14 protein-coding genes are annotated in these 13,156 nt (G+C 57.1%); 4 read left to right on the top strand and 10 right to left on the bottom strand.

Annotated features, from left to right (window positions below; translation table 11 throughout):
- The first annotated feature begins 24 nt into the window (after positions 1–24).
- Positions 25–1,290 carry a phenylacetate--CoA ligase family protein gene (locus tag ACZ495_RS10045; protein ID WP_012623964.1) on the top strand — a complete coding sequence of 422 codons (1,266 nt, stop codon included), beginning with the start codon at positions 25–27 and terminating at the stop codon, positions 1,288–1,290.
- A gap of 420 nt (positions 1,291–1,710) precedes the next feature.
- The gene (locus tag ACZ495_RS10040) at positions 1,711–2,565 is read left to right on the top strand and encodes a DUF169 domain-containing protein (RefSeq protein ID WP_072311534.1); all 855 of its coding nucleotides are present in this window, start codon (positions 1,711–1,713) and stop codon (positions 2,563–2,565) included.
- A gap of 273 nt (positions 2,566–2,838) precedes the next feature.
- On the opposite strand, the gene ACZ495_RS10035 is transcribed toward ACZ495_RS10040, so the two are convergent.
- The 8 genes from ACZ495_RS10035 to ACZ495_RS10000 all read right to left on the bottom strand — a co-directional run bounded on the left by ACZ495_RS10035 (position 2,839) and on the right by ACZ495_RS10000 (position 8,639).
- A complete protein-coding gene (locus tag ACZ495_RS10035) occupies positions 2,839–3,264 on the bottom strand; it encodes a hypothetical protein (protein WP_012623966.1) in 426 nt (141 codons plus the stop codon).
- Positions 3,261–3,590 (bottom strand): hypothetical protein, encoded by a 330-nt coding sequence (locus ACZ495_RS10030; protein ID WP_012623967.1) that lies wholly within the window; start codon positions 3,588–3,590, stop codon positions 3,261–3,263. The genes ACZ495_RS10035 and ACZ495_RS10030 overlap by 4 nt, the downstream gene beginning before the upstream one ends.
- Positions 3,591–3,777: 187 nt before the next feature.
- A complete protein-coding gene (locus tag ACZ495_RS10025; RefSeq protein ID WP_464262177.1) occupies positions 3,778–4,443 on the bottom strand; it encodes a flagellar basal body-associated FliL family protein in 666 nt (221 codons plus the stop codon).
- A gap of 59 nt (positions 4,444–4,502) precedes the next feature.
- Entirely contained in the window at positions 4,503–4,883 is a 381-nt protein-coding gene (locus ACZ495_RS10020) for a chemotaxis response regulator CheY (RefSeq protein WP_012623969.1), read from the bottom strand.
- A 74-nt stretch (positions 4,884–4,957) separates the two neighbouring features.
- Entirely contained in the window at positions 4,958–5,740 is a 783-nt protein-coding gene (locus ACZ495_RS10015; RefSeq protein WP_464262176.1) for a FliA/WhiG family RNA polymerase sigma factor, read from the bottom strand.
- Positions 5,741–5,902: 162 nt separating this feature from the next.
- The gene (locus ACZ495_RS10010) at positions 5,903–6,715 is read right to left on the bottom strand and encodes a MinD/ParA family protein (RefSeq protein WP_012623971.1); all 813 of its coding nucleotides are present in this window, start codon (positions 6,713–6,715) and stop codon (positions 5,903–5,905) included.
- Positions 6,716–6,744: 29 nt separating this feature from the next.
- A complete protein-coding gene (locus tag ACZ495_RS10005) occupies positions 6,745–7,788 on the bottom strand; it encodes a flagellar biosynthesis protein FlhF (RefSeq protein ID WP_464262175.1) in 1,044 nt (347 codons plus the stop codon).
- A gap of 362 nt (positions 7,789–8,150) precedes the next feature.
- A complete protein-coding gene (locus tag ACZ495_RS10000; protein WP_464262174.1) occupies positions 8,151–8,639 on the bottom strand; it encodes an HD-GYP domain-containing protein in 489 nt (162 codons plus the stop codon).
- A gap of 152 nt (positions 8,640–8,791) precedes the next feature.
- Here ACZ495_RS10000 and ACZ495_RS09995 point away from each other — a divergent pair, with 152 nt between their 5' ends.
- A complete protein-coding gene (locus ACZ495_RS09995) occupies positions 8,792–9,001 on the top strand; it encodes a helix-turn-helix domain-containing protein (RefSeq protein WP_394026512.1) in 210 nt (69 codons plus the stop codon).
- A 352-nt stretch (positions 9,002–9,353) separates the two neighbouring features.
- Positions 9,354–9,620, top strand: coding sequence for a helix-turn-helix domain-containing protein (locus tag ACZ495_RS09990; protein WP_012623974.1), 267 nt, complete (start codon positions 9,354–9,356; stop codon positions 9,618–9,620).
- Between the two features lie 82 nt (positions 9,621–9,702).
- On the opposite strand, the gene flhA is transcribed toward ACZ495_RS09990, so the two are convergent.
- Positions 9,703–11,802: a flagellar biosynthesis protein FlhA gene (gene flhA / locus ACZ495_RS09985; RefSeq protein ID WP_012623975.1), complete on the bottom strand. Its 2,100-nt coding sequence runs from the start codon at positions 11,800–11,802 to the stop codon at positions 9,703–9,705.
- Between the two features lie 51 nt (positions 11,803–11,853).
- Positions 11,854–12,933 carry a flagellar biosynthesis protein FlhB gene (gene flhB, locus ACZ495_RS09980; RefSeq protein WP_012623976.1) on the bottom strand — a complete coding sequence of 360 codons (1,080 nt, stop codon included), beginning with the start codon at positions 12,931–12,933 and terminating at the stop codon, positions 11,854–11,856.
- Positions 12,934–13,156: the final 223 nt, after the last annotated feature.

Below are 13,156 nucleotides of genomic sequence, written 5' to 3'. Positions count from 1 at the left end.
TAAATCAGGCCATGTGGAGTAGGTATGACCCGTAAAGACCGCACAGAAGGCATATACAGCCGCCGCGAAGTTCTGGATGAAAGCGAGCGCCGCCAGTACTGCCTTATCCAGCTCAAGGACTTGCTCTCCTATGCGTACCGCTATTCGGAAGACGTGAAGAAACGCTTCGACCGTGCGCAGTTCAATGTGGAGAAATTCAAGACCCTTGCTGACATCAAGCATATTCCCATTCTCAAAAAGAAAGAGCTTATCTTTCTTCAGTCCATGGGGCCGCGTCTGGGCGGACTGCTGACCAAGGATATCGGCGAACTCAAACGCATTTTTCTTTCCCCCGGCCCCATTTTCGACCCCGAAGACCGTGGCGAAGATTACTGGGGCTATACTGAAGCCTTTTATTCTGTGGGCTTTCGCCCCGGCGATGCAGTGCAGAATACCTTCAACTACCAATTGACGCCTGCGGGCCTCATGTTTGAAGAGCCTTTGCGCAATCTGGGCTGTGCGGTCATTCCCGCAGGGCCGACCGATGCCGCCACTCAACTGGACATCATGCAGAAGCTGCGCGTGTCCGGCTATGTGGGGACGCCGAGCTTTTTGATGCACCTGGCGCAAAAGGCCGAAGAAAAAGGCCTCAATCTGCGCAAGGATCTCTTTCTGGAGGTGGCTTTTGTCACCGGCGAGCGTCTTTCCGAAAAAATGCGCTCGCAGATGGAAAAGAAGTACGACCTTGTCATGCGGCAAGGCTACGGCACGGCTGACGTGGGCTGCATCGGCTATGAATGCTTCCACAAGACCGGACTGCATGTGGCCAACCGCTGCTTTGTGGAAATATGCCACCCTGATACGGGCATTCCGCTCAAGGACGGCGAAGTGGGCGAAATTGTGGTCACGGCATTCAACAAGACCTATCCGCTCATCCGTCTGGCTACGGGCGACCTTTCGTACATCGATCGCAGCCCCTGCGCCTGCGGCCGCACCAGCCCGCGCCTGGGCAGCATTGTAGGCCGCGTGGACACCACAGCCCGTATCATGGGCATGTTTGTCTACCCGCATCAGGTTGAGCAGGTCATGAGCCGCTTTGAAGAAATCAAGCGTTGGCAGATCGAAGTCACCAACCCCGGCGGCATCGACGAAATGACCCTTTTTGTGGAAACAAGCGCCTTCAAGCGCGAAGAGGAACTGCTGCACCAGTTCCGCGAAAAGATCAAACTGCGCCCCGAACTGCGCGTGCTGGCTCCCGGCAGCCTGCCCCCGCAAATCCGGCCCATCGAAGACAAGCGCCACTGGGACTAGTACGCTTTGCCCTTGAGAATGCAGCCATTCTCAAGGAGAGCACAAAGCTGTTCCGGCGTTTGACAGCAGTTTACGTTTCTGGCAGCGGGCAATGGCACAGGCCGTTGCCCGCTGCCCACATTTTCAGGCCCGGCAAGGCGACTCTGCTACGGAACCGCCTTGCCGGGCCTTTTTATTGCCCTTTTGCCCCTGTTTCGGCCGTTCTTCCTTCATTTTTTTCCTCTTTACCCGCGCCTGCGGCATGTTGCAGCATTTGTGCGGCGTACGCTCATTGGCGTTAAGCCCTTACCTCCCGGCTTAAAAGATGTTATGTGGGAATTGAACCGGATACCCGCGTGGTGCGTGCCTTACGTCCGCGCGTGCCGGGAACCGCATGGCAGGCGCAAGGCCGCCGGAACCCCTGACCGCAAGGAGCGCGCAATGCAGGAACTTGTCAATCAGACGCAGAAACTGCTGGATCTTCTGGGCCATAACGAAGCCCCGCTGGGAATATATTATACGGATGTAAAGCCGGAAGGCTTTGGTCCCAAAGCCGGAGAAACCTTCAGCCGTGAGCGTGAGGCCGCCGGAGAGATTGACTGGCAAAAGGCTTTCGGCGCTTTTTCATGTATCATCGGCAACATCCGGCTGGCGCGTAAAAAGCGCACGGCGGCGTGGATAAGTCACAAGGAGTGCGGCTGTATGGGGGGCGGGTACTATTCCGGCATGTACGCCCCCTACCTTGACATGAACGTCCGCTACGTCTCCACCGGAATGCCGGGAACGCCCATCGAAGGGGAGCATTATCTGCCTTCGCCCGAGAGCATGGTGGCTTTTATGGAAGACTGCGCGCCGCCCCTGCAGGAGGGCAAATACTGTGTGATCAAGCCGCTTGAACAGTTCAGCCCCGCGGAGCCGCCACTGGTGGTGGTTTTTTTCGCGCGGCCGGAGGTCATGACGGGGTTGCACAACCTGGCCTGCTATACTGTGGGCAGCCACACCGGTGTTGTCTCACCGTTCGGGGCGGGCTGTACCAATATCATCGCCTGGCCGCTGGTGTACGAGCGCCGCGGGCAAGCTTGCGCCGTCATCGGCGGCTTTGATCCCTCTGCCCGCAAGTACATGAAGGCTGACGAACTCAGCTTTGCCGTTCCTCTGGGATTGTACGGCAAGATGCTGGACCGGATGGACTCATCGGCCCTGACGCGCGAAACCTGGGCCGGTGTACGCAAAAAAGTGCTTAAAAGCCGGAGAATATGGGGAGAAGGGGGAGAAGAGGGCGGAACGGCTTCCTGAAAGCGGCGTGCCTGACAGGGGGCAGCCCCCACCTGCGTCACGGAGAGAAGCGCGCGTGGCGGCTTTATGAAAGCGATGCCAGATGCAGATATGGATGCAGGGCCGTTGCCGTTTGCAGTGCTCTCACCATTTTTACCCGGTTCGCCTGGGTGGCGGGCAGCAGGGGGGACCTGTCTGGGGCTGCGCTCCGTCGAGGTCCCTTCTACATCCCTGCGAAATGATTGCAAGACAAACCGACGCGCCGGTAAGCAACCGTTTCAAGCGTTCATTGCCCTAGTCTGTTTCCTGCGCCAGAATCAGGTCTACCTCATCCACGCTCAGGCCTGCGTTGCGGGCGATCTGGCGGCTTGAAAGGCCTTTGCGCCTGCCGTTGAGGATGATTTCGCGCAGGAACTGGGGCGAGCGGCTGATGCCTTCAGCCTGTTCCAGCAGGCGGCGCAGTTCCTGCGCGCGCTCTTCAAGCTTTGCGTCCAGATTCTGCAGTTCGGCCTGGCGCTGGGCAAAGGTTGCCACAATTTCCCGCTCCAGCCGGGCGTTCATTTCGATGCGGGCCAGCAGCGCTTCCTGATTGCCCTGCAGGGCGTTGAGCATGGTTTCCGAACGCCGCAGGCGCAGGTAGAAAAAGAGCACACCGCCGAGAATAGCCAGTTCAAGAATGGAAAAAGCGATAATGAGGGCAAACACGAGATTGGCATTCATACTTTGACATTCAGAAGTTTGCCCACCAAGGGGGATTCCGGCTCGCGCGGGGCATCATTGGCTTCCGGCGGCGGTGGCGGCGGGCGTTTGCGGCGGCGGCTGCCGAACTGCGGCACGGGTGGGCCGCCATCTGCATCAGGCGACAGGTGGGCCTTGTCGCCCGCCTCGCTTTTGGCGATCTGCTGCCGCTCCTGCCGGGCCATTTCAGCGGCAAGCACCCGCGACATGGCAGCAGCGGCCTGTGGGCCTACAGCTGCCGCATTGGCCATGGAGGTGGCCATGCCTGTCTGGGCATACAGCACGGCCATGGTGGCGTCAACGCTCATGGCGGTCTCCGTGGGCTAGAGCAGGTTAGTCGAGTGCTTTTTGTCTCCCCGCTTCGGCGTGCCGTACGGGCGTGATGCACCCGGCCCTTGTTACGGACGGTTGCCCGTACGGCTGTCGGAACAATGTTGTGGCAAAGTGTTCCGCCGTAAAATTCCGGATGCTGCCGGGCGTCAGCGCAGTTCTGTCTTATTCCGCAAGATAGCTTTCAAAAAGCACATCATCAATACGACCAGAGGACAGGTAGTCATTAAGGATGCTCGTCAGGTCTCTCTTGATGGTGACAGCATTGCCCGGGTTAAGCAAGTAGTCGTCACTCTTGCCGCTCAGGTAGAAAAACAGGGCGTCGCGCAAGGATATCATCTTGTGATCCATCTCGCCGCTGACGCTGGGGCTTTTGCTGATTGTCGAAAACTTGCACACCAGAAAGCGAGCCGTGCCGTCCACCTGGCGGGGAACCACAAAGGGAGCCAGCTCTTTTACATAGTCGGCGGGCGGCACATCCACGGGCTGGGACGGAACCACGATGACTTCGGGCTTGATTCCAGGAGGAGGGGGCGGCGCTGTGCGCAGAAAAAACCACCATACGGCGGCGCCAAGAATCAGCAGAATGGCAGCGCCCCCGGCACCAAGAATAAGAAGTTTTTGCTTTTTTTCTGCTTTTGGATCAGGGGCAACCTGGGCGGGAAGCTTTTTGTCATCCTGTACGGCCGGGCTGGCTGCTTCCTGCTCTTCTTTCAGAAACGGGGCATCGTCAAGATCCAGCTCCACCTTGCGCACGGCCGGGTCCGGCCCCAGTGAAATCTGTACTTCATCCCTGGCGGGAGCGTCTTTGACGTCAGTCTTGTTTGCCACAAGGTTCTCCTGGCCGCCACGCAGGGGCCTGCCGCCCGCAGGAACGCCCCCGCACCGGATCAGCCGAAGATTTTGTCGATCTTCTGTTTCATCGTGTCAGCAGTGAACGGCTTGACGATATAGTTGGAAACCTTGGCCTGCACGGCCTCGATGATATTTTCCTGCTGGGCTTCGGCCGTAACCATGAGAAAGGGAATGTGCGCAAACTGCTCGCTGGCGCGCACTTTGCGCAGCAGCTCAATGCCCGTCATGTTGGGCATATTCCAGTCTGACACGATAAAGTCTATTTTTTCGCGGTTGAGGACTTCCCATGCGGTGGTGCCGTCATCGGCCTCCACCACGTTCTGAAAACCGATCTGGCGCAGGATGTTACGCACAATGCGGCGCATGGTGGAAAAGTCGTCAACCACAAGAACACGCATATTGGGATTGTAAGGCATGTTGAAAGCTCCTTAACGCCTGCGGGGCGCCGTAGCGGGGCTTGCCGCGATGTTCGCGCCTGCCCGTTGCATCGTTATATGTCAGCGTCCTCACCATACAGGCTGACGAATTCTTTGCGCAGGCGGCTCAGGGCCTGTGAATGCAACTGTGAAACACGGCCTTCTGTGATGCCCATGACTTCAGCTGTTTCACGCATATTCAACTCATCAGTATAGTAGAGTGACAGTACCAGCTTTTCTCTTGGCGTCAAGCGATCTATAAGAGGGGCAACCCTTTCCACCAACTCACGAAAGGCTGTTTTGCGGTAGGGTTCTCCTCCGGGTTCCTGGGCATCACCCGAGATGGTGTCCTGTATGGCGTCCAGTGAAAGCCAGAGCTGGTTTTGCAGTGCTTCAAGCCCCTGGCGCACGTCCCGCAGGGGAAGGCCGGTAATGGCCTGAAGCTCTTCTTCCGTGGCTTGGCGGCCATGCTCGTGCTCCACCTTGCGGATGGCTTCATCAAGCGTGCGCACCCGTTGCCGCAAAGAGCGGGGGAACCAGTCCAGCCTGCGCAATTCGTCCAGCATGGCGCCGCGTATGCGGCTTTCCGCGTAGGTTTCAAAGCGTATGCCCAGTTGTGGCCGGAACTTGCCCAGAGCCTCCATAAGGCCGAGCGTTCCGGAGCTGATGAGTTCGCCCAGTTCCACGCTGCGCGGCAGCTTGGCCTTGAGACGCAGGGCCAGAAAGCGGATTTTGGGCGCGTAATGACGCACCACGGTTTCCTGCTCTGCCGGAGAAAAATTTTCCCAAGCGGTTGCCCCGGTTTCGAGCGCTTCCCAGGGGCCGGGGGTATGCGCTTGAGCTGTTCCGGTTTTCATGTCGCTATCCTTCCGGTTTTGCCTCTTCCACCCCGTGGCATGCTGAATGCCGGTTGTGCGCCGCCGCCCTTGCCCGCCAGGCTGTGCAGGACGCGTTATTCCACGTTAAGGTTGCTGTTGGGGCGGAACATGCGCCCGCCTGCCTGGGCCGAAATATGCATACTAGCGGAAAAGCAGTTTTTTCCAGAAAAATTTGATGTTGCCGTCAAGATTCTCGGGCACATCCCACTGCGTTATGCCCCGCGCCAGATCCATGACGGCGCGTGATGCCGGGCTTTGCGGTTCGCTGACACAGAAGGGCAACTGCTGCACCACGGCCTTGCGCACACCCGTATCGCGCGGGATGACGCTCACAAGCTCCAGTGAAACGCCGCTTAAAAAATGATCGCAGGCCTGGGCCAGCCGCACAAACATTTCCTTGGCGGTCTTCTGGTCCGGGGCCATGTTGACGCATACCCTGAAGCGCTCCACGCCGTGGTTGGTCTTGAGCACCTTGATGAGGGCGTAAGCGTCTGTAAGGGAGGTCGGCTCGGGGGTGAGCACCACAAGGCGCTCCTGGGCGGCCATGTTGAAATAGAGAACATTGTCGCTGATGCCCGCCCCGGTGTCCACGATGAGGTAATCAAGGTCGTCTTCCAGTTCGTCCACGGCGTCCAGCAGTTCCAGCTTCTGGCCTGTGGAAAGGGTGAGCATTTCGCTCATGCCCGAAGAAGCGGGCAGAATGGAAAATCCGTAGGGCGTGGGAAAAAGGATGTCGCCCACGCTGGCGCCCTCGTGGAAGAGGTGAAAGATGTTTTTCTGCGGCGTAAGGCCAAGCACCACGTCCACGTTGGCAAGGCCCAGGTCCGCATCAATGAGCACCACCTGTTTGCCAAGCTGTGCAAGGCATATGGCCAGGTTGACCGAGATATTGGTCTTGCCTACCCCGCCCTTGCCGGAAGTGACGGAAAATACCAGGGGGAATGTGCCGCTCATCTGTGTGCTCCGCATAGTTTAGGCCGTGCTTAAGCCGCCTGGCCGGGGATTTGCCTTTTGAAAATCAGTCGCCACACCAGCGGCTCCGTGGCCGGGGCAAGGCTCTCCTTGAGTTCCGCGCCGTAAGACAGTGCCGATATGGGCAAACCGGCGGCGCAGGCCACGTTGACTATAGTACCAAAGCTCACGGCTTCGTCCAGCTTTGTCCATACCAGGGACCCCGGGCCGTCGCATTTGTAGCGGTGCAGAAATGCCTGAATCTGCACCGCATCGCAATAGGGTGAAAGCGTCAGATGCGTGGCGGCGTCCACCTGTGCCAGCCCCATTTCTTCGCGCCATTGCGCGAGGCTTGTGGTGCGGTCAAGCCCGGGAACGTCGATGAACACGGCATCGGCGTCGGCCGTGGCCTTCAGCGCTTCCTGCATGGCTGCCCTGTCCGGGGCTTCGAGATAGCTGAAGTTTGAAAGTTCGGCCCAGTGCCGCAGCACCAGGCGGCCGTTGCCGCGCAGGCAGTCGGCATTGATAAAGGCTACGCGCGCCTCAGGCTCAGCCTTGCGGCGGTGCAGGGCAAAGCGCAGGGCAGTAGTGGTTTTGCCGAAGCCGAACGGCCCCGCCATCAGGTGCAGCCGCTGATCCCAGTACGCCGGTCCCCATCCTTTGACCGGAACCATGCCGCACAGGCATTCCAGCACTGATGCGCCGGGCTGTGACACCAGACGCTGGTACAGGTCCACGGCTACAGCGTCGGAAATTCCCTCACGCTGAAGATACTCAAGGGCAACGCGCTGACGGGGGGTCAGGCGCTCAAGCTGAATGGCGGGTTTCATAAGGGCAAAGAGCTGATCCTTGATCTGCTGCCACTCCTTGTGCCATTCGCCCCATCCGCCGGGCGTTCCGCCGGGCGCGCCGCCGGCGGACTGGGGGCGTTCCATCCCCGCCGTGATTTCGTGGCAGACCGCGCCGTTTTTGCGATAGGTACGGTTGCCCAGGATGACGGCATCTGGCCCCATTTCGGCCTTGATTCTTGCCAGAATCTCCTGCGATGTGGCGCCGGTGAACGTCTTTACCTGCATGGCCTTTCCTTTGACTGACGGCGGTTGCGCCGCCCGTTATTGCCGTTGTGCCGTATGTTTGACAGCACACTGACTAAATGCAAATTAGGGGCCAAGCTGGAAAATGTAGCGGAATAAAAGGGGGCATGCCCTATGTGCATGGGGCATGCATCGTGGTGTCCTGTTCAGGCAAAAGGTGCGGCCGGGCAAAGAAAAAGCCCCGCCGGAATCTGTACGGACGGGGCGGCTCTGTACGGTACAGGCAAGGTCCCCCTGTGCGAAGTCGTGGCGCTTCGCACAGGGGCCGGGGCGGTAAGGGCATTCGGGCCGGTTCCGGCGGACTGGGGAGTACGCCCGGCAGGGGCCGGGTATGCCGCACAGTGTTACGGCCCATGTACCGCCCCGGATTCAGGAAAAAAAGCGGAGCCGATTTTTTGAAAACTTGTTGAGATATTTTTGAATATTTCCCGGTTTTCGTAAAAACATTCAGCTACAACAGGGTCAAAGAGCACACCCCTGTTGTCCATAATGTACTGGGTAGATACGGAATGAGGCCACGCGCCCTTGTAAACGCGGGCAAAGCGGGTAGCGTCGTAGACATCTGCCACCGCCATGAGCCGCCCTACATATGGAATTTCATCGCCCCGCAGGCGCAGGGGATAACCGGACCCGTCCCAGCGTTCGTGGTGGGTGCGCGCGATCTGTTCGGCGAATTCGAGAAAGCGGGAATCGGAAATAAGCCGGAGGCTGTGAAGCAGGTTGCCCCCATGCAGGGTATGGGTTTTGACGGTATTGAATTCTTCGGCAGTCAGGGGGCCGGGTTTTTGCAGGATGGCATCAGGAACATGCACTTTACCGATATCGTGCAACATTGTGTGCTTTCATACGGTTTTTGCGGGCATGCCGTGAAAACGGAGTGTTGTTTGGCAGTGCCGCATAATTGCCTCAGAACCGGAGCAATTCTGACTTTTTACAGTGATATATCACCGTAAACTAGTTAGAGCAAGGCTGCTAGGATATTCTGGTGAGAGGTAGCTATATGTTGAGAAGCAATCTTAAAAAGATAATGAACGAAAAAAAGGTGACGTATAAAGAGCTTGAAGCGCGAACAGGCTTGTCGAGTCAAACTATAACACGGGCAAGAAATCACCTTATTATCGAATGTCGTATGTCTACGCTTTTGAATATCGCCCAGGCGCTGGATGTAAAAGTTAAAGATTTGTTCTCAGAATAGTCTGTTCCGGAGGAAATAACATTTTGTCTGATTTCAACGATATTTTATTTTTAGATATCTTTTTAAAATTAAATATACTTAATACTCAATACATATAGTTTGTGTTGCATGTTATGCATTTTTGTTGTGTTATTTAAGCTGAATAGGCATAAATAATTTGGCGTTGCTGCAATGGTCACGTACGTTTTCTGCTTTGAATGACCGATAAACACTCCCTGACCGCAACACACTGTGCTGTTGTTCCGACCCTGCCCGCAAAAAACTGCCCTGTTTTTGTACAAGGTCCTGGCAACTGGCGTTGATGGTAATATATTACCATGGTGTGTCAAGAAAATTTCGCTATACTGGTGGGATGGAAAAATATCCTTATTTAAATGAAGCTGTTGCCAATGTTTTGAAGGAAAGGCGCGAAGCTCTTGCCATGAGCAAGCGCAAGCTGTCTGAGCTCGCGATGATAGAGCGGGCGTATATTACCGGGCTGGAGAATGGGAAATGGAATGTGACATTAAATGTTTTCTTTTTCCTGAGTGAGGCGCTTGAGATTGCCCCTGAGAAATTTATTGAGCTGGTCCGGAACGAAATTGAACAATTGAAAAATGAAAGGGTTCATAATCAGTGAACTGATTATGAACCCTTTTGTGTAACAGCGCTGTATATAAAGGCTGTCACCTTTTTACGGTTTTGCTCATGCAGTGTGCGCCCTATTCCGCAGCCACGCTCCCCACAGCCTGAAGGCGGATGTCCGGCGGAATTTCGGCTTGCGAAATAACCGGCACAGAAGGCAGAAAGCGCGTGACAAGCTGGGCCAGGTGCGGCCGTATGACAGGGTTCACCAGCAGTACGGGCTGGCCGTCCGTGTTGACGGCGTTTTCCACGGCTGCACTGATGTTCTGCACCAGCCGCTGGGCCGAAGCGGGGTTGAGCGAAAGAAAGGTCGCTCCTGTATCTGCCTGGCGCACGCCTTCCTGCACCATACGTTCGGCATTGGGGGCAAGGGTGAGCACGGGCAGCGTTCCCTGGCTGTCCAGATAGGGGCGCACGATGGATCGCGCCAGCTTTTCGCGAACGTATTCCGTCAGCATGTCGGGGTTTTTTACGCCTGCGCCAAAGTCGCCCAGTGTTTCCACAATGGTGAGCATGTCGCGTATGCTCACGTTTTCGCGCACCAGCAGTTGCAGTACCTTTTGCACAGTGCCGAGGGGCAGCACGCCGGGTACAAGGTCTTCCACTGCCTTGGGCGAATGCTTGGCCACCGTGTCCAGCAGGCCCTGAACTGCCTGACGGTCAAGGAAGTCGGACAGATGACGTTTGAACACTTCTGTCAGGTGCGTGGCAATGACCGTTGCCGGGTCCACCACAGTGTAGCCCGCCAGCATGGCTTCTTCGCGCTGGCTGTCGGGTATCCAGAGCGCGGGCAGGTTAAAGGCCGGTTCGCGCGTTTCTATGCCGTGAATCTTGGTGGTCACGTTGCCGGGGTCCATAGCCAGAAAATGGTCTACCAGAATTTCCGCCGAAGCCACCTGGTTGCCTTTGATCAGCAGTGAATACTGGCCGGGCTTGAGCTGCAGGTTGTCACGCAGGTGCAGCGAAGGAATGACCACCCCCATATCCAGCGCGAACTGCCGCCGGATGGAGCGTATGCGCGCCAGCAGGTTGCCGCTCTGCTCTTCGTCAACCAGAGGAATAAGGCCGTAGCCCACCTCCAGTTCAAGCGTATCCAGGGGCAGAAGGGCCTGTACTTCTTCGGGAGTATCGGCAGTGCCGGACCCGGCCTTGGCATTCTTTTCCTTGCGCTCCCTGGCTTCTTCATCGGCATCATTTTTCTCCGTGAGGCGCGCCACCGTGAAAATAAGGCCGGCGATGACCAGAAAGGGGATGGTGGGCAGACCGGGAACAATGGCAAAGAGCAGCAGCACGGCCGAAACCATCTTGAGCGCCCGGCTGTTGAAGGTAAGCTGGGCCAGAAATTCCTCACCCATCTTGGCTTCGGAAGCCGCTCGTGAGACCAGCAGGCCTGTTCCCGTGGAGACGATGATGGATGGTATGGTCGACACGAGACCGTCGCCGATGGTCAACAGCGAATAGGTCATCAGGGCCGTGTTCCAGTCCATATCCTTCTGCACCATGCCGATGATGATGCCACCCACAATGTTGACGATGGTAATGAACATGCCCGCGTTGACGTCGCCCGAAACAAATTTGCACGCACCGTCCATGGCGCCGTAAAAGTCTGCCTCCTTGCGCATGCCCTTGCGGCGGGCGGTGGCTTCTTCTTCATCAATAAGCCCGGCGTTGAGGTCGGCTTCAATAGCCATCTGCTTGCCGGGCATGGCGTCCAGGGTAAAACGGGCCGCCACTTCGGCGATGCGCGTGGTACCCGCAGTGATGACCACCTTGTTGAGAATGAACAGGATCATGAATATGACCGCGCCCACCACGTAGCTGCCGCCCACGACAAATTCGCCGAAAGCGCGGATGACCGAGCCTGCGGCGTCAACGCCCATGTCGCCGTTGAGCAGGATGAGCCGGGTAGCGGCCACGTTGAGCGAAAGGCGCAGCAGGGTGGTCACCAGCAGCAATGACGGAAAGATGGTGAACTCCAGCGGGGAGCTCATGAACATGGTGGTAATGAGCACCAGCAAGGATATGGAAATGCTCACGCAGAGCATGATGTCGAGAAAAAATGTGGGCAGCGGAACCAGCATGACCAGAAGGATGATGACCACGCCGGCGGCGAGCATGATTTCTCCGTTACGGGAAAATCTGCTGTAGTCGAGCTTGGGAAGGCTTGCTGAAGCCATTTTTCTGACACCTCGCTTCTGCGCCCTGTTTTGGCACGCACGCTGGAAAAACTATGAATTATGCACCTTTGGCTTGAGCTTCCAGATGGCGGCCAGCACAGTGGCAACAGCCTTGTAAAGCTCTTCGGGGATCATGTCGCCCACTTCAGCAGACTTATACAAAGCCCGTGCCAGAGGCACATTTTCGCGGATGGGAACATTGTGCTCACGGGCCGCCTGCTTGATTTTTTCGGCAAGGTGGTCCGCACCCTTGGCAAGCACCACGGGGGCCGGAGCCTCTGTGGCGTTGTAACGCAGTGCCACGGCTATGTGCGTGGGGTTGGTGATTACCACGTCGGCCTTGGGCACGTCCTGGAGCATACGCTTGCTCATGGCCTCCATCATTTTTTTGCGCTGCTGGCTTTTGACCACGGGGTCACCGTCGGCCTGTTTGTGTTCGTCCTTGACCTCATCCTTGGTCATTTTCATGTTTTCCTTGTACGAATAGCGTGACTGCCACACGTCAAAGGCCGCGATGATGAGGATGGGGATAAGGGCGTAGCTCACCAGCTTGAAGGCCATTTGCAGCATGTACACGGCGACCCCTTCGGTGGTGGCATAGTACATTGGCAGAAAGTTCTGATATTCCTTGTAGATGATCCATGCAGGTATGGTGGACAGTATGAGGGAAAACAGCAGGCTCTTGATGGTGCGCAATATGGTCTGGGGCGAAAAAAGCATCTGCTTGATGCCCTTGAAGATGTTGAAACGCTGTAACTTGGGCTTGAAAACCTTGGTGGTCCACAGCTTGCCCACCTGCAGGCGCTGGGCCAGCATGCTCAGCACAGCCAGGGTAAGCAGGATGGGCATGATGATCTTGCAGACCTCGATCATAAGCTCCAGCGTGAGGCTGTAAACATTTTCCGGGTTGGGGTCGAACTCCCACGCGTGGCTCAAAAAATGGCGGAACAGCTTTTTGATTGCTTCGCTCATGGGGCCTATCCATGCATAAAGAATGGACATGCCGCCAAGCAGGCTTACAGCCTTGCCCAGCTCCTGGGATTTGGGAACGTTCCCCTCGCCGCGCTGCTTTCTGATGCGCTTCGGGGTTGCTTCTTCTGTTTTGCTGGGATCTTTCTGTTTGCCGAACATGCCGTTTCCGCCGTCGTTTTATTGGCACATGGCTGGAAAAACCACGCGCACAGATCAGGATAGCAAGAAGCGTACCCGGAGATGCCCTGCGGCGCGGGCCTGCTGCGCCCTGTTGTGGTCCTGCTGCGGCGCGGTTTTTTACTGCCGGAAAAGAAATGCGGGTGGTGCGGCACGCCCCGTGCGGCCGGGCTTGAGCCTCTGCGGCAACGGGTGTATGGCTGGG

The organism is Desulfovibrio sp. GTC20076, from assembly GCF_055385905.1.
The sequence above is the reverse complement of the archived record's forward strand: the minus strand, read 5'-3'. Positions and strand labels throughout refer to the sequence as shown.